The organism is Rhodococcus sp. MTM3W5.2 (assembly GCF_001984015.1).
Taxonomy (GTDB): Bacteria; Actinomycetota; Actinomycetes; order Mycobacteriales; family Mycobacteriaceae; genus Rhodococcus_G; species Rhodococcus_G oryzae.
In genome coordinates this window covers 184,369-205,115 of sequence record NZ_CP019572.1, presented here as the reverse complement: position 1 = coordinate 205,115, position 20,747 = coordinate 184,369, and the positions used below count along the sequence as shown (strand labels likewise).

Sequence of the window (20,747 nt, the reverse complement as noted above, 5' to 3'; positions counted from 1 at the left end):
CATCACCGGCGGCGGCCGACCAGTCGCACCGCCGCCTCCTCGATCTGCTCCTCGGAGACCAGCACGAGGCGCGCGGCCTCGCCGAGCGGGACGAAGCTGTCCTCGCTCGTGACCCGCGCGATCGCGCCCTCGAAACCCGCGTCGACGAGCGCCGCGATCACCCCCTCCGAGACGCCGCCCGACCGCCGGGTCTCGTCGACCACCAGCACCCGCCCGGTGACACGCGCCTCGCGGAGCAGGTCCGCCACCGGCAGCGGCGTCAGCCAGCGTAGGTCGAACACCCGCGCGTCGAGACCGCGCATGCGCAGCCGCCGGGCGACCCGCAGGCTCATCCGGAGTCCGTTGCCGAACGTCACGATGGTCAGGTCCGTTCCGTCCCCGTGGGTGCGTCCGCTCCCGATCGGCACGTGGGTCGCGCCCCAGCGGTCCGACCCCTCGTACGGCGCCAGCCAGCCCTCGTCCCCGGGCTCGTGCAGGTCCCGCTCGTGGTACAGCGCGATCGGTTCGAGGAAAACGCTCACCGCGCCTTCGGTTTTCGCGGCGGCGACACAGGTACGAAGCATTGCGGCGGCGTCCTCTGGTCGGGCGGGGGAGGCGACCACAAGGCCAGGGATGTCGCGCAGCACGGCGATCGCGTCGTCGTTGTGGAAGTGCCCCCCGAAACCCTTCTGGTAGCCGTAACCGGCGACCCGCACCACCATCGGGTTGCGGTAGCGCCCGGACGAGAAGAAGCCCAATGTCGCTGCCTCACCGCGGATCTGGTCCTCAGCGTTGTGCAGATAGGCGAGGTATTGGATCTCCGGGATGGGCAGCAGCCCCGAGATGCCCGCGCCGAGCGCGAGCCCGAGCACGGTCTGTTCGTCGAGCGGGGTGTCGAAGACCCGGGCCGCACCCACCCGGTTCGCGAGCCCCCGGGTGACGCCGTAGACCCCGCCCTTGCGGGCAACGTCCTCACCGAAGACCATCGCCTCGGGGTGGGCGGCGAGAAGGTCGAGCAGGGCACGGTTGATCGACTGCGCCAGGGTGAGGGGACCCGCCTCCTCCGGCAGCGCGCCGTCGAAAACCTCTGCTCGAGTACGTATCCCGGCCGGAGTGCCGACCTCTGCGGCCACCGACCCGGGGCTCGGTCCGCGCAGCGGCGACATCACAGCGGCCGCGGTGGTCAGCCGGGGGAGTAGGGCGACCTCACGGGCGAGCGCGAGCAGGTCGTCGCGCTTGCGCTGATACCGGGCGAGCACCTCGGCGGGCGTCAGGGCCCCCGACTCGACGAGCAACCGGGCGGTGCCGAGCAGCGGGTCACGGCGCTGTTCGGCGGCGATCACCGCGGGAGGTCGGTAGGCCGATTCCACGTCGGAGCCCGCGTGCCCCATCAGCCGGACCGTGCGCAGGTGCAGGAACGCCGGCCGCCGGTGCTCGCGCACCCAGTGCGCGGCGCGCGTTGCCGCGTCGACGGCGGCGGCGAGGTCGCAGCCGTCCGCGGCGAAGTACTCGAGCCCCACCCGGCCCGAGTAGGCGGACTCGATCCAGCCCCGGGGGTCGGCACGCTGACGCCGATGCCGTTGTCCTCGCAGACCAACAGCAAAGGCACCGGCAGCCCTTGGTAGGCGCCCAACGCCGCCGCATTGATCGCTCCGACCGCGGTCGAGTGATTGGCGGAGGCGTCCCCGAAGCTGCACACCGCCACCGCATCCGCGGGCCAGGGCGAATCGACACCCAGCCTGCGGGCCCTGCCGATCGCGAACGCGACGCCCACCGCGCGCGGCAGATGTGAGGCGATCGTGGACGTCTGCGGGATCACCGCGAGGTCGTGGCGGCCGAACACCTTGTGCCGCCCGCCGGAGATCGGGTCGGCGGCGGCCGCGACCACCCCGAGCAGCACGTCCCGCAGCGGATCGCCGCCGCCGACCTGGCGCGCGCGTTCGAGGAAGAACCCGCAGGACCGATAGTGCAACAACGCCGGATCGGTCGGCCGCAACGCACCCGCCACGGCCGCGTTGCCCTCGTGACCCGACGAACCGATCGTGTAGAAGCCCGCGCCATCGGCCCGCAGCACGCGGGCGGCGAGATCGAGGTGTCTGCTGCCGAGCTGGGCGTCGAAAAGCTCCAGACAACGGGCCACGGTGAGCACCGAACCTTCGCGGACGGGTTCCGCCGGGGCCGGCGAGCGCCGGTGGGTCGGGCTCGCCATCGCCGCGACGGTCTCGATGAACAGCTGGTCGATCGGTTCGGCCATACGAAAACTATGCGCCTTCGGCGCCCGTGCGCGTGTTGTACCCCGATTGGGGTGCGACACGCGCACGGGCGGCACAGGCGCTCTCAGCCGATGGCAGCGGGGTCCATCCACATGACCTCCCAGACGTGCCCGTCCAGGTCACGGAACGCGCGGCCGTACATGAAGCCCTGGTCCTGCGCCTCCATCCAGGCCGAGCCGCCCGCGCCGATGGCGGTGTCGACCAGCGAGTCGACCTCCTCGCGGCTGTCCGCGGAGATGCACAGCAGGGCCTCACGAGACTTCGAGGTGTCGCAGATGTCGTCGGAGATGAAGTCGCGGAACCGTGCCTCCTGCAGCAGCATCACCGTGGTCAGGTCGTTGATCACCATCGAGGCACAGTTCTCGTCGCTGAAGGTCTCGTTGAACCCGAATCCGAGACCGTTGAAGAACTTCCGGGTCGCCTCGATGTTCTTCACTGCCAGGTTCACGAAAAGCATGCGGGACATTGTCTGCTCCTGTCATCGGGTGTGTACGCGTCGCTGCGTCCTCGGCCTTCGAGGTCGTCGAAGGGGTAGACCATCCCCGATCCGAAAACTCATCGGTCCCCGCAAACCATCTCCGTTCGACACGGTCCGGGCACCGCGGACACCGGTTGGACTACCGTCGAACCCGGCGCTCGTATCGCCATGAATCCACACGAGTTCGAAGGAGACAACGCCATGTCGCAGCAGGTTCGGGGTGTCATCGCCCGCTCCAAGGGAGCGCCGGTCGAGATCGCGACGATCACCATCCCCGACCCCGGGCCCGGCGAGGTCGTCGTCGCCGTCTCGACCTGCGGGGTCTGCCACACGGACCTCACCTACCGCGACGGGGGCATCAACGACGAGTACCCGTTCCTGCTCGGGCACGAGGCGGCCGGCATCGTCGAGAGCGTCGGCGACGGCGTCGATTCGGTCGAGGTGGGCGACTTCGTGGTGCTGAACTGGCGGGCGGTCTGCGGTCAGTGCCGCGCCTGCAAGCGCGGACGCCCCCAGTACTGTTTCGACACCTTCAACGCGACCCAGAAGATGACCCTCGAGGACGGCACCGAGCTCAGTCCCGCCCTCGGTATCGGTGCGTTCGCGGACAAGACCCTGGTACACGCCGGTCAGTGCACAAAGGTGGACCCGTCCGCGGATCCCGCGGTGGTGGGTCTGCTCGGCTGCGGCGTCATGGCGGGCATGGGCGCGGCCATGAACACCGGCAACGTCGGCCGCGGCGACTCCGTCGCCGTCATCGGCTGCGGCGGCGTCGGTGACGCCGCGATCATGGGGTCCCGGCTGGCGGGCGCGGGCACGATCATCGCGATCGACCGCGACCCCCGCAAGCTCGAGTGGGCCGTCGAACTGGGCGCCACCCACACGATCAACGCGTCCGAGGTCGACGACGTGGTCGAGGCCGTGCAGGAGCTGACCGGCGGATTCGGTGCCGACGTCGTCGTCGACGCGGTCGGCCGCCCGGAGACGTGGAAGCAGGCGTTCTACGCGCGCGACCTGGCAGGCACCGTGGTCCTGGTCGGCGTGCCGACCCCGGACATGACGCTCGAGATGCCGCTCATCGACTTCTTCTCCCGCGGCGGGGCGCTGAAGTCGTCCTGGTACGGCGACTGCCTGCCCGAGCGCGACTTCCCGATGCTCGTGGACCTGTACCAGCAGGGTCGGCTGCCGCTGGAGAAGTTCGTGACCGAGCGGATCGCGCTCGACGAGGTGGAGCAGGCCTTCGAGTCCATGCACCGCGGCGAGGTGCTGCGTTCGGTGGTCGTGCTGTGAGCGGCGCGCTGAGGGTCGACCGGGTCGTCACGTCGGGGACGTTCAGCCTCGACGGCGGCACCTGGGACGTCGACAACAACATCTGGCTGATCGGCGACGACTCCGAGGTGGTGGTCGTCGACGCCGCACACACCGCGCAGCCGATCATCGATGCGGTCGCCGGTCGGCGGGTGAAGGCGATCGTGCTCACCCACGGACACAACGACCACGTGACGGTGGCACCGGAGCTGTCGGAGCGCCTCGACGCGCCGATCCTGCTGCACCCCGCCGATGACGTGCTGTGGCGGATGACCCACCCCGATGTCGCGCACCTGCCGCTCGAGGACGGTCAGCGGATCGCGGTGGCGGGCACGGAGATCCAGGCCATCCACACGCCCGGCCACTCGCCGGGCTCGACCTGCCTGTACCTGCCCGAGGCGGGCGAGCTGTTCAGCGGCGACACCCTGTTCTCCGGTGGACCGGGGGCGACGGGGCGCTCCTTCTCCGACTTCCCGACGATCATCGGGTCGATCCGCGACCGACTGTTCGCGCTGCCCGCGGAGACCCGGGTGCACACCGGGCACGGCGACGGCACCACGATCGGCACCGAGTCGCCGCATCTGGAGGAGTGGATCCGGGCGGGTTCCTAGCAGCGGGCCCGCGTTGCTCACCGGCTCGCGGCGGGTGGGCAACGCGGCGCCGTCGGCATCCGCGTGGCTACTGTGGTGTGACGGTGGAGACCACAACTGGCCTCTCTGCACATCGGGCGAGCGGAAGCGAGAGACCGATCAGCAACATGCGCACGGCCGAGTACCCGCGCCCATCGCACGTCCTGCTCCACCTGAGCGATACCCACCTGATCGATCGCCCCGGTGCGCTCTACGGCGGGGTCGACAGCGAGGCCCGGCTTCGGCAGATCTTCGCCGAGATCGAGGCGTCACACGCGAGGCCCGATGCGCTGGTGTTCACCGGCGACCTGGCCGACAAGGGCGAACCCGGCGCCTATGCGAAGCTTCGCGCCCTCGTCGACCCCGTCGCGGACTCGCTCGGCGCGCAGGTCATCTGGGCCATGGGCAATCACGACGACCGCGCCCACTTCCGCGCCGTACTGTTCGACGAGGATTCGCAAACCGGGCCAGTCGATCGCACCTACGACATCGACGGCCTGCGCATCGTCACTCTCGACTCGACCGTGCCCGGGCACCACTACGGCGAGATAGGTGAGGCCCAACTGCGCTGGCTTGCAGCCGAACTCGCGACGCCTGCGCCACACGGCACCATCCTGGCGCTGCACCACCCGCCGGTTCCGTGCGTGCAGGATCTCGCGGTGCTCGTGGAGTTGCGCGACCAGACGGGGCTCGCCGAGGTACTGCGCGGCAGCGATGTGCGGGCCATCCTGGCCGGCCATCTGCACTACTCGACCACCGCGACGTTCGCAGGCATCCCCGTCTCGGTCGCCTCCGCCACCTGCTACACGCAGGATCTCACCGTGCCGCCCGGAGCCCAGCGCGGACGCGACGGCGCCCAGGGCCACAACATGGTGCACGTCTACCCGGGCACCATCGTTCATTCCGTCGTCCCGATGGGCGGCCAGGACATCGTCGGCGAGTACGTCACCGCGGAGGAGACCGCGCGGCGCCTGGACGCGGCCCGGGTTCGGATCGCAGACAGCGAACGCCCGGTGGTTCCGGTGAGGGCCGACCGGGTGTAGCCGGCGCGCGACCAGCTACTTTCACGGCGACGTTCACTAGAGTCGGGGCATGGCTACCGTCTGGACAGTTCCGATCGACATCACACCGCGCTGGCTTGCCTCGCCAGAGGTCCAGACCTTCCTCGCGTCCAACGACCTTGCCGACGCATCGCCGGATCCGCGGGTGCGGCTGGCGCAATTCGCCGAGGTGACCGCGTCACTCGGGCACCACGTGGGCCGGACGTTCACGTCGGTGCAGTCGGCATCGGCGGCGCTGTTCGATCGGACCGATGGCGGCGGCCACGGTGTCCCGGTGGCGTTGCGGCTCGCCGCGCTGCGACTGATCGTGACGACGGTTCATCAGACGCGTCCCGCCCCGAAACCATTGCCCGCGCGGGTGGCCGAACAGCTGGGCGTATACGTGTACGCGCTGCTCGATCCACGCAACCGGTCGGTCTTCTACGCGGGGAGTGGACGCGGCAACCGCGTCTTCGGCCACGTGTGGGCCGCGCTCGAGGAGACCGAGAGTCTCCGGTTGCTCGAGGACAAGGAGACGGACCACCCCGAGGTCACCGCCGCGACCATCAGGCGCATTCGCGACATCTACGACTCCGGCCACGAAGTGGAGCACTACATTGTGCAGCACCAGGTCAGTGCCGCGGACGACGATCGGACTGCGGAGGGCATCGCCGGGGCGCTCGTCGGCGTACTCGGCCTGATCGAGGCGGAGACCGACACTCCCGGCCTCACGAACCTTGCCGGCGACGCACTCGAACTCAGGGCTGCGCCGGTCGACGACCTGGTGCTGCAGTATGAGGCAGAACCCGTGCCGAACCTGCCCACACCGTGCTTCCTGGTCGAGGTGAAGGGCGCGGCGAAGCGGGGAGCGACGCCGGATGAGATCTATGCGATGGCACGGCAGTCATGGGCTGCCGGGAACGCTGTTCGCGAGACGGCCAAGATTCCGGTAATCGTGTTTGCGGACAACATCGTTCGGGCCGTGTACCGCGCGGAGTCGTGGGCGATGGCGTCACGCACGACCGACACCACGCTGTGGCGGTTCACGGGCACCGCCGACCCGGAACTCGAGGCTCAGTTCGTAAAGAAGAGAGTCACGCCCGATCGCGTGGGACTCAAGAAGTGGCCGACGAACGGATCGGTGTCCCACCTGACGCACGCGCGTCCGGGTCGGTGAGACAGCCAGGGCTCTAGAGCGTTTCAGGACTCCCAGGGTGCAGGGATGGGGAAGTAGTTTTCCAGGAACTGCGTCACCTTCGCGGTACGCAACTCGAGATCGATCTCGGGCGCGCTGCCGTCGTTGAGGCAGAAGAAGTCCATCGACCGCTTCGCGAGCAGCGAATCCATGTCCTTGAGACCGGATTTCATCGTGGTGTCCACGTACTTCACTCGCGCCGCCGTCTGCGCCACCGCGCGTCCGCTCATCAACGCGTAGTAGTGATACAGCGAGTTGGTGACCGAAATGTTGGAACTCGCCCGGAAGACACTTGCGGCCGTGGCCGCGAACTCATCGGGGAACTCCTTCTCCATCTCGGCCATCACGCTCTTGCGCAGCGGGGTGGCGGCATGCTCGAGGTGCCGGGTGGTCATCAGACCGAAGCGGTCCTGCAGCAACCGACGGTTGACCCGCGCCGCGTTCTCGAACCCGCTTCGCTCCCCGTCGTTGTGGCCCAATCCGATTCGCGTTGTCGCCTCGATGAACATGCTGACGCCGCCGGGGAGAAGAACATCTGGGGTCCGACCGGCCGGCCGAAGAACATGTCGTCGTTGGAGTACAGGAAGTGCTCGGCAAGGCCGGGGATGTGGTGCAGCTGGCATTCCACGGCTTGCGAGTTGTGGGTGGGCAGCACCGACGTGTCGGCGAAGAACTCTTCGCTCGGCATGAAGGTCACCCGGGGGTCGTCGGCCAGCCACGCAGGCCGCGCGGAATCGGTTGCGACGAAGATGCGCCGGATCCACGGCGCATACATGTGGACGGACCGCAGCGCGTACTTCAACTCGTCGATCTGACGGAAACGGGCCTCGGAGTCGTCGCCCTCCCCGACCACGTAGTTCTGCATGCGCTTGGCGCGCTGCACCTGCCATTCCTTGGATGAGCCGTCCACCCACGAGAACACCAGGTCCACATCGAAGTTGATGTCCGACGCGTGGTCGGCAAACATGTTCTCGATGGTCGGCCACACCTTGCCGAACCGTTCGACCGTGCCCCGCACGGCCTCTTCGGGGCGCACTGTTCGCCGGGTCAGCGAATTCTCGATCGGCAGCACGATCTCGTCGTCCGACATCGACCACAGCTCGATCTGCACGCCCGTCGACGCCCCGTAGTTCAGTCCGCTCGCCACCTCGACCCGCGGCCGGAACAACCGGAAGATGCGGGCCTTCGACGTGGTCGACAGCGTGCCGTCGGCCACAAGGACCGCCGGGCCGCGTTTGGCATCGACGGTCTTCGAGTAGAACGGGAGGTCCTCGCACGCCGCGACGAGAGCCGCGCGCAGGATCTTGCGGTCGGCCCAGTTGACGGCGATCACCGGTCGCTCGTCGTTTCCCCGCACCAGCAGGTATTCGATGCCGGCGGCGTCGAGGGTGTCGCGGATGAACAGCAGGTCCTCGACCACGGCCTCGTGTGGGGTCGTCGTGGTGATCGAGAGCGCGAAGCGGCCCTTGAACCGGACGACCTCGGGGCGATCGCGCAGCCTCGCCTCGGCTGCCGCCGACGCGTCCCGCACGGCGTCGCTCGTCTCCTGCTCCGGGGGAACGAAGTAGATGTCATTCGGGGCAGCAGAGTGTGTGATTGTGGTCCTTCCGGTGGCGACCGCGACAGGGCGGCGCCCACCAGTCTAGTGGCAGGTCCTAGCTCAGGTCCCACACCTTCGGCCAGTCCTTGCCGCGGTTGGCGGCGTCGGTGCCACCGTCGACGAAGACGACGGACCCGACGAAGTAGCTGGCCTCGGGGCCGAGCAGGAACGCCACCAGTGCGGCCACCTCCTCGGGCGTGCCGCCGCGCCCGGCGGGGATGGTGGACAGGAAGTGCTCCATGCCCGCGCCGACCAGCGGGTCCTTGCGCCCCTCCTGGGTCATCGGGGTGTCGATCAGGCCGGGGCGATCGCGTTGAGGCGGATGCCCTCCGCGATGTACTCGGCGGACTTCGTCCTGGCGTAGTAGGCCAACGCGGCCTTGGTGGCCGGGTAGGCCTGGATGGCGCCCCATTCACCGAACGTGGCGGCGACCGCATTGGCGCCCGACTCGTCGCCCGCCAGGCAAGCGTCGGCGAGGTCGGTCGGCCAGTTCGGTTGGCTGGTGGTGGAATTGGAGCTGATCAGCACCACGGACGGGTTCTCACCCGCGGCCAGCAGCGGGCGGAGGCCCTCGAGGAGTTCGATGGCGCCGAAGTAGTTGACCGCGATCAGCAGATTCGCGGGGCGGCCCGCGGCAGCGGCCAAGCCGGCGAACGGGGCGAATCCGTCGATGCTGCCGTCGGCCAGCGCGGTCACCTGCGCGATCGCGTCCCTGCGCCCGTCGGCGGTGCTCAGGTCGACGTTGACGTCGGCGTTGTGCAAGTCGACGCCGATGACGCGGTGGCCGTCGGACTCCAGCCGCGCCTTGGTGGCCGCGCCGATGCCGGAGGCCGCGCCAGTGATGACGTAGGTCGCCATGAAATTCCCTTCGAACAGAAGATCCGATGCGATGCGGCCAGATGCCGAATCGGTCAATGGGTATGCACCGAGCGACACCCAGTTGCCGAAGATATCCCCGAGCCGATGGCTGCGTCCAGGTTCGTCCGAATCGGAGGTTAGGTGCCGTGCCCCGACCACCGAACCGATTTGTCCCGCTGAGCGGGACCCGGATCGCGCACCTCAACTCAGTCGAAGGCCCGTTCGTCGATCCAGTCGGCGTTGAACATCCGGGCGATCGATGCCAACGCGCTGGTGTCGCCGTCGACGCTGGCTGAGGTGACCATCAGCCGGTCGACCATCGTGGTGGCCGCGGACTCCTCGATGGTCTCGGTGGCGTAGAGCAGCGACCACGGGCAGACCTGATAGTCGCGGTGCCCGCGACCGATGGTCTGACGGGCGGCGATGCCGGAATACCGGGGCTGGTGGAAGAACCCGATTCGCGGGGTGGCGGTGGCGCGGCTTCCGTCGGCGAGGTGCTCGGCGGCGTGCAGGCTGATGGCGGAGGTCGTGTTGAACACGACGACCCGGGTCTCGCCGCGCTGGAACCGCAGCCGCTCGTTCTCGGCGTCGCGGCGGCCGCCGAAGATCCGGGACACCGCGATGCCGCGATCCTCGAGCAGGTCGGCCACCGGCTCCGCGCCGGTGCTCACCATCTCCGTCGCGACCAGGCACTGGTAACCGCGTTCCGCGGTCGCCGCCACCAGTTCCGCGGTGTGCGGCGCACGGATCATCCCGGCCTTCTGCCGGAACCGGATCAGCGCCGCCCGCCCGCGCGCGGTGTCGGAACCTGTTCGCGCGAGCTGCATCTCGCGCCGGTAGTCGCCCCACTCCATCTCGTACTGCCGCCGCTGCTCGAAGGTCAGGTCGACGCCGAGCCCGTCGATCGGGGCCTGGCCCCATGGCGCGTCGCGGTGCAGCATCACCGGCGGTTCGGCGGTGGTCATCGCGTCGCGCACCCGGGCGACGGCATCGGCCTGGATCCGGCCGGACGCCTTCGCCTCCGTCGTCCACTGCCAGCGGCCCATGTACCGCTCCAGCGGCACCCCGAGCTCGACCAGTCGGGCGCCGAGTTCGTCCCACCGCTGCGGCGGCTCGCGGTGCACCTGCGCCAGCAGCGACGACAGGTACCGCCACTCGCCGGGGTGGTGCCCGAGGGTCGCGGTCAGCGCAATCACGAACGGCGCCTTCTCGGGCGGGTCGAGGTGCCGGGTCACCCGTCGCTGGTAGTCAGTGCGCTGCGAATCGTGCCGGAAGTTGTGTGCCTCGTCGTTGACGACGACGTCGAATCGGTACCTCGGCCTGCCGTTGCGGGCGATGAGCTTCTTGAGTTGGTCGGGGGAGATGATCAGCCACCGGTACCCGCCGTCCCCTACCGCCGCGATCGACGCCCGCCAGTGCGGGATGGTGATCGAGGTGGGGCGATCGACCGTGACGAGAATCGCCTCGCCGCCGCGCTGCTGAGCGACGGCCTTCGCGCCCGCGATCGCTGTGAGCGTCTTGCCCAGGCCCGGGTCGTCGGAGAGGCAGAAGCCCCGGAAGGTCGCCTCGGCCGCCCGGGCGATCGCGGCGGCCCCTCGAGCTGTTCGGGTCGCAATTCCTTCCGAGCGGCCTCGGCGGACGGACCCCTGGTGCCGTTCAGCTCGTCCTCGACCCACTGCTGGTACGAGTACGGCTTCGCCGCGTAGGGGCGGAGCTCCTCGGGCAGGCTCGACCCGACGTAGGCGTGTGCCTTGATTCCGCCGTAGTACTTCGCACCGGGCGCGGGCGCCCGGAACGGCACCTCGAGCACCCAGATACGTTCCCCCGCACCGGCAACGGGGGAGTCGACCTTCGTCGACTTGCGGCTGGTCTTGCGGCGGGCCTTGGCGGTCACCGGTCAACCGTAGCCACGCCCTGCGACATGCCGGCGGAGCGGGCACGGCGGCCGGCAGACTTCAGCCCCGGATCAGCCCGTCGTGCTCGGTCACCTCGCGCGCGGCCCGTTCACCGGACCGGACGGCACCGTCCACCCAGCCGCACATCTGCGCCGAGCTCTCCGTACCCGCCCAGTGGATGCGACCGCAGGGCTCACGGATCGCGTGACCGAACTCCGTCAGCACCCCGGTCGGCGCGTGGCTGAGCATGGCACCGCCGGAGTAGCGCTCCACGGACCAGTTCTGCTCGATGTAGTCGATCGGTGCGCCGGCCTTGTCGCCGAAACGCCCGGTGAGCTCGCCGAGGACCGACTTGCGACGTTCGGCCTCGCCGAGGCGCCCGATCTCGCGGGCAATCGGGCCCTCGACGATGACGCACAGCACCCCTGGCGTGGCGGCGTCCGTGCACGCGTCGATGGTGATGGTGGCGGGGGAGCCCGGTGCCGCCGACTGACCTGACAGCCCGTCGGCCCGCCAGAACGGCTCGTCGTACACGACCGCGATCTTGAAGATCGCGCCGCTCGGCATCCGCTGGTGCAGGAAGGAGCGGTCGACGGGCAGCATCGGCTCGTAGAGGATCTGGCTCGCGATCGCGAGCGGCACCGCGACGATCGCCCGCCGGGCACGCACGGTCATGTTCTGGGAGCGAACCGTCACGCCGTTCCCGTCCTGCTCGATATCGCGAACAGGCTGCCCGAGATGGAGGGCGTCCCCGATCTCGGCCGCCATCGGCCGGTAGACGGCACCCATGCCGCCGACCGGTCGCTCGTCCTCGGCCGCGTCCTTGACCCCCAGGACGAAGCTCGGACCTCCACCCGTCGCCATCTGGTACAGAACGAAGAGCAGCGAGACCTCCGAGGCCGCGGAGGTGTAGCAGCCGGCGATCGCCGTCTCGAGGAGATCGTGTGCCGGCCTTGAGTGGACGTTGTCGTCCAGCCATTTGGCCAGGCTGATCCGGTCCCATTCGGCGGCCTTCTTCGCCTCCCACGGGGCGTTGAGCGGGATCGTCTTACACATCGAACCCAGTTCCAGGAACACAGCACCGAGATTCGCCGTCACCCACGGGCTCATCGTCAACGGAATGGTGCCCTCGTATCGGTGCTGCTTGCCGCCGACCACCATCATGGCCTCGCCGTCGGTGTACTGCTTGTAGCTCGGCACACCGAACTCGTCCATCAATGCGTAGATCCGGTCCTGACCTGGCCCTACCCAGGCGCCGCCACGGTCGATCCACGACCCGTCCTCGCGCACTTCCGTGAAGGTTCGCCCGCCGACCCGGTCCCTCGCCTCGAGCAGCGCCACCGAGTGGCCTGCCTGTTTGAGCCGCAGCGCCGCCGTCAGCCCCGCGAATCCCGCACCGACAACGCAATAGTCGACGTCGACGTCAGCCATGACAGCACCCTGCGTTCACCAGATCTGCGCGCACACCCGTCGCCGGGTGCACCACTCGGCTGCACTCGCGTAGCGGGGGTCGAAAACGCCTCGCATCTATGCGTACTCGCAGTGCACGTGCAGGTCAAGGGCGGTCAGCTGAATCCCGAAACCCGTTGTTGCAGATACGAAACTGCGTGATCCACTACATTCCGGGAAAGATCGGGTAGACGAAGTGAGACGGGCCGCCACCCGGCAACGTGGATCCCGGGAAGTCCAGCGGCAACGGCACGAGCTTGTGCGGCTGTCCGTTCTGGTCGGCCTGCCAGCAGCCCGTCAGGACGCCGTGGAAAGCGGTGCAGACGTTGCGGGTACTGGGCCCGAACGGCGAGGTGAGGCGGTCCTTGCTGACAAACGGGTTCCAGTAGTCGGGGTCGGTCGGGGTCAAGAAGTCCTTGGTGTCGACTCACCAGGTGGAGGTGAACTCGTACCAGGGGCCGTCGAGATGGGTCGAGGAGAATTCCCTGCTATCAGATCCGTTGGGCGTCCGGTTCGGAGAATAAACCCACCCGCTGACCGTCGTGAACAAGTACCCGTCGGCGTCGATGAACTGGACCTCATCCGCAGCGATCTTCCGAACGTAGCTGATCTCGAAGCCGTCGATCTCGATGTCCGCGAGCCGGGTATCGGGTTCGGCGAGTACCTGACGTGCGATGCGTTCGAACTCGGGGCGCGCCTCGTCGAACGTCGTTGGTGGCCAGATCATCCCGACGGCGACGGCCGCGACCACTACGCTCGGCGCCGCCACGATCCACCAAGACCACCGCCGGTCCTCCCCGACGACGTAGAGGCTGCGGATCGCCCAGACCAGTCCCGTCAGCGCGAGGACCAGCAGCGCCGGGACGCCGTAGAAGAAGGCGTCAGCACCGGTCAGATTCCCGTAGCGGGCGGGCTGCCAGTCGTATTGGATGCAGAGCAGCACCACAATCGAGAGAACTGTCATGGCCAGCACGATCGGGCCCGGCGGCTTGTTCCGCTGATCCCGCTCGACGTCGTCGGCTCTCGTCACCCAGTCACCGTAGCGGCCGGCGGGCTCCACGCCGGGGCACGAACCGGCGGTTTTCGGGCGACCCACTCGGCCAATGTTCCGATAACGGCCCGTTCGGCAATCAGGACTCGCTGTCAGGCGCGCAGCTTCGCCAGTGGCGAGGGAAACCGGGGGAGCACCTTGTCGCCCTCGAGCCAGGCCGACAGCTTCGCCGCTTCGTGGTCGAACGCGCGTCGCGCCTCGGCACCGACGTCCTCGAGCAGGTGCACCACCACCTGGCCGTCCTCGTCCTGCCACCAGCCCCCGACTATCCGGCCGTCCCACCACGCCGTCGGACCGGCGTTCCCGCTGGTGTCGAACAGCAGGTCCTTGTGTGGCCCGAGGTACCAGTCCCGGTCCCGCCAGCCCATCGTGGTGGGGTCGAGCGCGGGCAGCAGTGCCGCCCACGGCCCGACGGGATCGTCGTCTTCCTGGTCGTCGGCCATCAGATAGCCGGTCTGGCCGTCCAGGTCGACCGTGACGGTGTCCAAGGTGGACAACGCCTTCCGCACCGTGGACACCGTCGACCCGAGCCACCACTTGAGGTCGGACTCGGTGCCGGGGCCGAACGCGCGCAACCACGCCTCGATCAGCCAGGCCGCGCCTTCCGTCTCGGTGCGACGATCGATCGGCATGCCCAGCCAGGATTCGCTTGTCGCCCAGCGGTTCCGCGACGCCCGCCAGGGTCCGTCGTTGGTCGCACGCACTATCCGGCCCTCGGCCGACAGCACGGTCAGTACCCGCGGCCCGACGGACACCTGCCCGCCCCAACTCCTGCCCTCGCCGTAGGCCATCGAGCCCTGCAACAACGGGAGCTGCTCGCGCAGCGCCGTGTACGACATCGGGACACTGCCCTCGAGCGCATCGAGCACCGCGTCCCCGGCCGCCCCGAGCCAGCCCGCCCCGTCATCGAACAGACCGGCCTTCTCCACCTCCCGGATCAGGCGCCGCCGCTCCGTGTCGCCGACCCGGTTACTGGCACCGGCCTGGACGAACGGCAGCGATTCGCTGGGGAACACGAACAGGGTGCGCCGCATCGCGAGGTGCTTGACCAATGACCGCTCCTCGTACAGGGCGCGCTCCAGGTCGGCCACCACCATGCCGTCGACCCTGGCCCGGGCGGACAGGAAGATCGTCGCGGGATCCGTGCCGTGCAGGCACACCATGCTCTTCGCCGCCTCCACCACGCTCGCCGCACGGGACTCGGGTGCGAGACGGTGGCGTCGGGCCAGTCGGGCGCGGCGCTGCGCCGGGTCGAAGGGCATTGCGTGATCGGTGGGCACGGGTGTCATTGTGCCCGCTCGCGGCCGGCGCGCAGGGCTACCCGAACGCGGCCCGCACCCGCAGGTCCCGTGCCAGGTGGTCGCGTTGCTCGATCACCAGCCTGCGCAGCGCGTTCGGTACGTGCGGGTTCGCGGCCAGCCAAGCATCGACCGGGCCGAGCGAGTCGGCCGCGGGGAAGAGCCCCAGCACGATGCGCCGCGCGATCTCGATGCTCCGCCGCGCCCACACGTCGCCGATCGCCGCGAAGTACTCGTCGTCGTAACGGGCGATGAGGTCGCGGCGGTCACCGGCCCGGAAGCCGGCGATGACGGCGTCGAGGTGCTCGTTGGTCAACGACGTGTCACTGAGCGCGGACGCCCAGGCGCTCGCCTTCACGGCCGCATCCGGCCGCGCCGCCAGCGCCCGCAGGTGGGCGGTCCGGCCGGAGGCGGTGTCGTCGCCGGCGAGCTCGGCGTCCAGCCCCGCCGCGCCGGCGTGTCCGGTGGCGGCCAGCGCGGTCCACAGCGCCCAACGCAGGTCGGGGTCGAGCGCCAAGCCGTCGGGTGCGGGCGCCAGGCCGTCCAGGACGGCCCCGATGTCGGCGGCCAGGCGGTCGTCGACCGTGGCCGCGGCCGCCGCCGCGCGTGCCAAGGCGAGCTGGGCGCCGGAGCCGGGTTCGGCGGATTGCGTTGCCGCCCAGGTCGCGTCGAGCCAGTCGCCGCGCCACCGCTCCCGATCCGCGATCGGCAGGTAGTGCCCGATCGCGTAGGACGCATTCGACAGCACCGCGGCCAGCAGCGCCGTGTTCGACTCCGCGGGCGCGAACGCTCGGGCCATCGTGAGATAGCGGTCGGCGGCCAGTTCACCGTCGCGAGTCGCGTTCCACAGCGCAGACCAGATCAGCCCGCGTGCGAGCGGGTCGGTGACACGGTCGAGTGAACGCTCTACGGTGGCAAGCGATCCGGGGTCCAGACGCACCTTCGCATAGGTGAGGTCGCCATCGTTCAACAGACGAAGCGGAGCGGGATCGAGTGCGATCGGCGTGCGATCGGAGGCGACGTCCGCCTCCACCCGCTCACGGCGGACCAAATCGCCGGAGTCGTCGAAGTCGTAGAGCCCGACCGCCAGGCGGTGCGGACGCGGGTGCGTCTGGACGATCTCGTGGGCGCCGCCGTTCTCCTCGAGCGTCAGCGTCGACATCCCCGAGGTCTGCAGCCAGGCACGCGCCCACTCCGTGAGGTCGCGGCCCGACGCCGCCGACAACTCCGCCAGGAGATCCGCCAGGGTGGTGTTCCCGAAGGCGTGCGCCCGGAAATAGCGGCGGGAGCCCTCGAAGAAGGCATCGCGCCCCACGTACGCGACCAACTGCTTGAGTACGCTCGCGCCCTTCGCGTAGGTGATGCCGTCGAAGTTGAGCTTGGCCGCCTCCAGATCGACGATGTCCGCGACGATCGGGTGCGTGGTGGGCAGCTGGTCCTGCGAGTACGCCCAGGCCTTTCGCCGGTTCGCGAACGCCACCCACGCGTCGGTCCACTGCGTGGCCTCAGCGCTGGCAAGCGCGCCCACGTAGTCGGCGAACGACTCCTTGAGCCACAGGTCGTCCCACCACACCATCGTGACGAGGTCCCCGAACCACATATGGGCCATCTCGTGCAGGACAGTGTTGGTTCGGCCCTCGTACTGCGCGGCGGTCGCCGCGCCCCGGAAGACGTAGGCCTCGGTGAACGTCACGCAGCCGGGGTTCTCCATCGCGCCGAGGTTGTATTCCGGCACGAACACCTGGTCGTACTTGCCCCATGGATAGGGGTACTCGAAGTGCTCGGCGAAAAAGTCGAGGCCCTGCCCGGTCACCTCGAAGAGGGTGTCGGAATCGAGGTACTGCGCGAGCGAGGCGCGGCACAGCAGGCCGAGCGGCACCGTGAGATCGCCACGGCTCCAAGTTGATTCGACCCGAGCATAGGGCCCGGCAACCACGGCCGTGAGGTAGGTGGAGATGGGCAGGGTGGGGGAGAACTCCACCGTCTGCCGGGAGTCATCAGCCTCGCGGGTGGCTATCGGGCGATTGGACACCAGCTCCCACCCAGCGGGTGCGGTGACAGCAAAGGTGAACGGCGCCTTCATGTCCGGCTGCTCGAAGCACGCGAACACCCGGCGCGCGTCCGACGGCTCGTATTGGGTGTAGAGGTAGGTCTGGCCGTCGACGGGGTCGAGGAAGCGGTGCAGTCCCTCGCCGGAACGGCTGTACTCGCCGGTCGCCTCGACGACGACCCGGTTCGACGCACGCAGATCCCTGACCCGGATGCGGGCGCCGTCGTACTCGACGGGGGCAGCCGTCCCGTTGACCGTCACCGACTCGACCGACTGCCCGATGAAATCGATCCACGTCTCGGCGACGGTGGCGTCGAACTCGAGGGTGGTGGTCGTCGAGAAGCCCGGCCGGGAGTGTTCGGGCGCGGCCAGGAGGTCGAGTTCGACGCGGTAACCGCGGACGGTGACCACGGCCGATCGGGCGGCGGTTTCGGTGCGGGTCAGGTTCGCGATGGTCACGGGGTCGATCCTGCCAGGCGGGCCGAGCGCCAGGGCGGTACCGACGGCTTCTATGCCAAGCGTCATACTTGGGGTCGATCCGTCATCACCTACGAGGAGCCACCGTGACCCGGACCATCGCCCCGCCGCATCCCTTCGACGCCGCCGTCGAGCTCACTCCCGCAGGCGACGGACGTTTCAGCGGTCACACCTCCCCGGCCTACGCCAACATGGTCGGCCCGTTCGGCGGGATCACCGCCGCGACCCTGCTGCGGGCGGTGCAGCAGCACCAGGACCGGCTCGGCGATCCGCTCTCGCTGACCGTCAACTACGCCGGCCCCATCGCCGAGGGCGCGTTCGAGATCTCCGCCCGACCGGTCCGAACCAACCGCAGTACCCAGCACTGGGCCCTCGAGCTGTCTCAGGACGGGGTCGTCGCGACGACCGCGACCGCGGTGTTCGGCACCCGCCGCGAGACCTGGTCCTCCACTGAGATCGCCCGCCCGGACGTTCCGGCGGTCGATGACGTCGAGGCAGGCGCCTTCCCCGAGTTCATTGCCTGGTCCCGCAACTACGAGATGCGATTCGTCGAGGGCGGCATTCCCGCAACCGAGGCCGTCGAGCACCCCGACACGGTCTCGACGCTCTGGGTGCGCGACGCACCCGCCCGTCCGCTCGACTTCGCGGCCCTGACCGCCATGAGCGACGTGTTCTTCCCCCGGATCTTCCTGCGCCGCGGACAGTTCATGCCTGCCGGCACCGTCTCGATGACCGTGTACTTCCACGCCGACGCGGAGGTGCTCGCCGAGCAGGGGAGGATGTCCTGCTCGGCACGGCCCGTGCCCAGCAGATCCGCAGGGGCTATTTCGACCAGTCCGCGGAGCTGTGGGGACGCGACGGCGAGCTGCTGGCGACGACCCATCAGTTGGTCTACTTCAAGGACTGAGGCGACGGACGCCGGACCCGGTCCGGCGTCCGTCCGATTCTCCGCGCATCACGCACGGGTGCGCTGCTCCGCCTCGGCCAGGTTCTTCAGCGTCAGCAGCTGCTTTCGCATCATGACCAGGTCGCCGAGCGCCAGCGCCCGCGCGACGATCCACGGTGCACCGCAGTGCATCCGGACCACGAGACGGGTTCCGCTTCCCTCGGGCCGGACCGCGTAGGTGACGCATATCTTGCCGGTGACCAGCGTGATGTGCCCATCGGGAACGAAGGACACCAGATCGAACTGGGACATGAAGCGCTGCCCCACTTCGAGTTCGGTCAGCTCCGGGGTCGCGGCGGCGCGGGCTGCGGCGGCCGAATCGGTCGAGCAGGTCGTAGCTGTAGGGCGCGACACGCAGCTGACACAACCAGGCGTAGACCACCTGAGGTGATGCGTCGATGCTGATGGCCCGATCCGCCTGCACCCCGCCGAAGCCCAGCTCGTCGCACGGCAGGGGTTGCCCGCGCTCGGCCTCGGTGGCACCCCAGACGAGCCCGGGGATCATGCCGCGGCTGCTATCCGGCGCAGCAGCCGACGCACGACCACCTGGTGACCGCCGCTGCCGATCACCAGCGCCCGGTAGATCTTGCCGTGCAGGCCGGGGAACTCTCCCACGACTGCGCCCGGACTCGAGTGCGACTCGGGCCCTCTTCGTCGAGTTCGAAGATCAGCGCGTAACGCGAGAACCAGTGCCTGCCCGACAGCGCCAACCGGGCAGGCACTTCGGCGGAATCGAGCAGGAAGCCCCTCGGCGCGGATGGGTCGTCCGGGTCCTTGCACATGACCGTGAGCAACGCCTGCCAAGCCCGATCCCGATTCGCGTCGATCGTTCTGGCATGCTGGTCGATGTAGGGCAATCGCTCCATATAGAAGGAACGTACTAGTAGTGGCACCACCCCGCAAGCACGACACCGATGTGATCCTCGACGCTGCACGCACGCTCGTGCTCGCCGACGGCCCCCGCGCGGCAGGCGTCGCAGCGATCGCCGCGGCGAGTGGTGCACCCGTCGGCACGCTGTACCACCGCTTCGGCAGTCGCAACGGCGTCCTCACCGAGGCGTGGTTGCGCGCGCTCGCCCGCTTCCAGGACCGCGTGATGGGTGTCGCGGACGACCCGGACCCGGTCGAGGCGGGCGTCGCGATGGCGGTGGCAGCCGTGCGGTTCGGTCGCGAGTTGCCAGACGACGCAAAGCTCCTGCTCAACCTGCGTCCGAGCGATCTGCTGGACGGCGGCCCCGACGCGGAGTTCCGCGGTCGCCTCGACCGGATGAACGCGCCGCTGTTCGAGCACCTGCGGCGCCTGGCGCGCGACCTCCTCGGCGCGGACGGCGACCGGGAGCTCGACGCCGTCAGCCGCGCCGTCGTCGACCTCCCGTACGCCGCGCTGCGCCGCCACGCCCACGCCGCCGAGCTGCCCGACTGGCTCGACGCCGACCTGGCCACCACGGCACGCACGCTGTTGACCTCGTACCGAGGCTGACGCACCCGCTGGGCGGGCATTCCGCCGGCAACCGATAACGTGTTCTCATGAACGAACAGCAGGTCGGCGACTCGCTACCCGATCAAGAGCATCACGAGGGCGGGTTCCGGCCGATGTCCGAGCTGATCAATGCCCGCGAGGAACACGGCGCCGACATCACCCGGGGTGGACCGCACTACGGCGAGTTCATCGAGCAGGTGCGCGGCCTGATGGATCGCGCGCGGCTGGCCAGCCCTCCGACGAGCTGGCGCTGGAGACGATCGGCGTGCTCAAGCAACTCAACGACAAGCTGGACGCGGCCGTTGTGAACGAATGGTCCGCGCCGACGTGGACCCGGTTCGATCTGCCCGGTCGCGGGAACATCACCCTCCCGCCCTTCATGATCGACCACGCCGACTCGACCGGTGTCGACGCCCGCATCACCTTCCGCACCTACCACCTCGGCGGCAACAATGCCGCCCACGGCGGGCAGGTGGCCGTCGGTTTCGACGACCTGCTCGGCATGGCCGCCGCGATGCACGCCGGGTCGGTGACCAGGACCGCGTCCCTCACCGTGGACTACCGATCCGTCACCCCGCTCAACACCGAGTTGACGGTCCGCGCCTGGGCCGAGCGCCAGGACGGTCGCAAGGTCTACGTGCGCGCCACGATGCACGACGGCGACCGGCTCTGCGCCGAGGCACACGGCCTGTTCATCGTTCTCAAGCCCGGGCAGGCGTAAGTCGCCGGTTCCGTCGGGGA

Annotated in this window: 15 protein-coding genes and 6 pseudogenes; 7 read left to right on the top strand and 14 right to left on the bottom strand. The window is 69.2% G+C overall.

The window, feature by feature from the left end; translation table 11 throughout:
* Positions 1-2: 2 nt before the first annotated feature.
* The 3 genes and pseudogenes from BTZ20_RS00930 to BTZ20_RS00925 all read right to left on the bottom strand — a co-directional run bounded on the left by BTZ20_RS00930 (position 3) and on the right by BTZ20_RS00925 (position 2,718).
* A complete protein-coding gene (locus BTZ20_RS00930; protein WP_411269099.1) occupies positions 3-1,499 on the bottom strand; it encodes a transketolase C-terminal domain-containing protein in 1,497 nt (498 codons plus the stop codon).
* Between the two features lie 74 nt (positions 1,500-1,573).
* Positions 1,574-2,188, bottom strand: a pseudogene (locus BTZ20_RS29625) (thiamine pyrophosphate-dependent enzyme); the annotation flags it as partial.
* A 128-nt stretch (positions 2,189-2,316) separates the two neighbouring features.
* Complete coding sequence (locus BTZ20_RS00925; protein ID WP_077040042.1) at positions 2,317-2,718, bottom strand: VOC family protein; 402 nt, start codon at positions 2,716-2,718, stop codon at positions 2,317-2,319.
* A 213-nt stretch (positions 2,719-2,931) separates the two neighbouring features.
* On the opposite strand from BTZ20_RS00925, the gene BTZ20_RS00920 reads away from it, so the two are divergent.
* The 4 genes from BTZ20_RS00920 to BTZ20_RS00905 all read left to right on the top strand — a co-directional run bounded on the left by BTZ20_RS00920 (position 2,932) and on the right by BTZ20_RS00905 (position 6,884).
* Positions 2,932-4,020 carry an S-(hydroxymethyl)mycothiol dehydrogenase gene (locus tag BTZ20_RS00920; protein WP_077043375.1) on the top strand — a complete coding sequence of 363 codons (1,089 nt, stop codon included), beginning with the start codon at positions 2,932-2,934 and terminating at the stop codon, positions 4,018-4,020.
* Complete coding sequence (locus BTZ20_RS00915; protein ID WP_077040041.1) at positions 4,017-4,649, top strand: MBL fold metallo-hydrolase; 633 nt, start codon at positions 4,017-4,019, stop codon at positions 4,647-4,649. The genes BTZ20_RS00920 and BTZ20_RS00915 overlap by 4 nt, the downstream gene beginning before the upstream one ends.
* A gap of 146 nt (positions 4,650-4,795) precedes the next feature.
* Complete coding sequence (locus tag BTZ20_RS00910; protein ID WP_077040040.1) at positions 4,796-5,710, top strand: phosphodiesterase; 915 nt, start codon at positions 4,796-4,798, stop codon at positions 5,708-5,710.
* Between the two features lie 49 nt (positions 5,711-5,759).
* A complete protein-coding gene (locus tag BTZ20_RS00905; protein WP_077040039.1) occupies positions 5,760-6,884 on the top strand; it encodes a hypothetical protein in 1,125 nt (374 codons plus the stop codon).
* A gap of 23 nt (positions 6,885-6,907) precedes the next feature.
* On the opposite strand, the pseudogene BTZ20_RS00900 reads toward BTZ20_RS00905, so the two are convergent.
* From BTZ20_RS00900 to pepN, 9 genes and pseudogenes are all read right to left on the bottom strand, one after another.
* Positions 6,908-8,400: pseudogene (locus tag BTZ20_RS00900) on the bottom strand (stealth family protein).
* Between the two features lie 157 nt (positions 8,401-8,557).
* Positions 8,558-8,785: an SDR family oxidoreductase gene (locus BTZ20_RS28790; protein ID WP_262982530.1), complete on the bottom strand. Its 228-nt coding sequence runs from the start codon at positions 8,783-8,785 to the stop codon at positions 8,558-8,560.
* Positions 8,786-8,796: 11 nt separating this feature from the next.
* Positions 8,797-9,360, bottom strand: coding sequence for an SDR family NAD(P)-dependent oxidoreductase (locus BTZ20_RS00895; protein ID WP_223263557.1), 564 nt, complete (start codon positions 9,358-9,360; stop codon positions 8,797-8,799).
* Between the two features lie 206 nt (positions 9,361-9,566).
* The gene (locus BTZ20_RS00890) at positions 9,567-11,036 is read right to left on the bottom strand and encodes a DEAD/DEAH box helicase family protein (protein WP_223263556.1); all 1,470 of its coding nucleotides are present in this window, start codon (positions 11,034-11,036) and stop codon (positions 9,567-9,569) included.
* Positions 11,037-11,315: 279 nt separating this feature from the next.
* The gene (locus BTZ20_RS00885; protein ID WP_077040038.1) at positions 11,316-12,686 is read right to left on the bottom strand and encodes a flavin monoamine oxidase family protein; all 1,371 of its coding nucleotides are present in this window, start codon (positions 12,684-12,686) and stop codon (positions 11,316-11,318) included.
* Positions 12,687-12,870: 184 nt separating this feature from the next.
* Positions 12,871-13,128: pseudogene (locus BTZ20_RS00880) on the bottom strand (hypothetical protein); the annotation flags it as partial.
* A 3-nt stretch (positions 13,129-13,131) separates the two neighbouring features.
* On the bottom strand, positions 13,132-13,734 hold the full coding sequence (locus BTZ20_RS00875; RefSeq protein WP_077043374.1) for a DUF1109 family protein: 603 nt from the start codon (positions 13,732-13,734) through the stop codon (positions 13,132-13,134).
* A gap of 113 nt (positions 13,735-13,847) precedes the next feature.
* Entirely contained in the window at positions 13,848-15,035 is a 1,188-nt protein-coding gene (locus tag BTZ20_RS00870; protein WP_317616066.1) for a winged helix DNA-binding domain-containing protein, read from the bottom strand.
* A gap of 37 nt (positions 15,036-15,072) precedes the next feature.
* Complete coding sequence (gene pepN / locus BTZ20_RS00865) at positions 15,073-17,562, bottom strand: aminopeptidase N (RefSeq protein ID WP_077040036.1); 2,490 nt, start codon at positions 17,560-17,562, stop codon at positions 15,073-15,075.
* A gap of 104 nt (positions 17,563-17,666) precedes the next feature.
* On the opposite strand from pepN, the pseudogene BTZ20_RS00860 reads away from it, so the two are divergent.
* Positions 17,667-18,487, top strand: a pseudogene (locus BTZ20_RS00860) (acyl-CoA thioesterase).
* A 48-nt stretch (positions 18,488-18,535) separates the two neighbouring features.
* Here BTZ20_RS00860 and BTZ20_RS00855 read toward each other — a convergent pair.
* Together BTZ20_RS00855 and BTZ20_RS00850 are read right to left on the bottom strand one after the other, a co-directional pair.
* Positions 18,536-18,880, bottom strand: a complete 345-nt coding sequence (locus BTZ20_RS00855; protein WP_189636560.1) for a hypothetical protein — start codon at positions 18,878-18,880, stop codon at positions 18,536-18,538.
* Positions 18,881-19,027: 147 nt separating this feature from the next.
* Positions 19,028-19,392: pseudogene (locus BTZ20_RS00850) on the bottom strand (hypothetical protein).
* A 20-nt stretch (positions 19,393-19,412) separates the two neighbouring features.
* On the opposite strand from BTZ20_RS00850, the gene BTZ20_RS00845 reads away from it, so the two are divergent.
* Together BTZ20_RS00845 and BTZ20_RS00840 are read left to right on the top strand one after the other, a co-directional pair.
* Positions 19,413-20,006 carry a TetR/AcrR family transcriptional regulator gene (locus BTZ20_RS00845; protein WP_077040035.1) on the top strand — a complete coding sequence of 198 codons (594 nt, stop codon included), beginning with the start codon at positions 19,413-19,415 and terminating at the stop codon, positions 20,004-20,006.
* Positions 20,007-20,053: 47 nt separating this feature from the next.
* Positions 20,054-20,727, top strand: a pseudogene (locus tag BTZ20_RS00840) (PaaI family thioesterase).
* Positions 20,728-20,747 lie beyond the last annotated feature (20 nt).

What these genes read in the sequence shown, in the direction of transcription:
- BTZ20_RS00925 (WP_077040042.1), bottom strand. Translation starts at nt 2,718, where the DNA reads ATGTCCCGCATGCTTTTCGTGAACCTGGCAGTGAAGAACATCGAGGCG.
- BTZ20_RS00920 (WP_077043375.1), top strand. Translation starts at nt 2,932, where the DNA reads ATGTCGCAGCAGGTTCGGGGTGTCATCGCCCGCTCCAAGGGAGCGCCG.
- BTZ20_RS00910 (WP_077040040.1), top strand. Translation starts at nt 4,796, where the DNA reads ATGCGCACGGCCGAGTACCCGCGCCCATCGCACGTCCTGCTCCACCTG.
- BTZ20_RS00905 (WP_077040039.1), top strand. Translation starts at nt 5,760, where the DNA reads ATGGCTACCGTCTGGACAGTTCCGATCGACATCACACCGCGCTGGCTT.
- BTZ20_RS28790 (WP_262982530.1), bottom strand. Translation starts at nt 8,785, where the DNA reads ATGACCCAGGAGGGGCGCAAGGACCCGCTGGTCGGCGCGGGCATGGAG.
- BTZ20_RS00895 (WP_223263557.1), bottom strand. Translation starts at nt 9,360, where the DNA reads ATGGCGACCTACGTCATCACTGGCGCGGCCTCCGGCATCGGCGCGGCC.
- BTZ20_RS00885 (WP_077040038.1), bottom strand. Translation starts at nt 12,686, where the DNA reads ATGGCTGACGTCGACGTCGACTATTGCGTTGTCGGTGCGGGATTCGCG.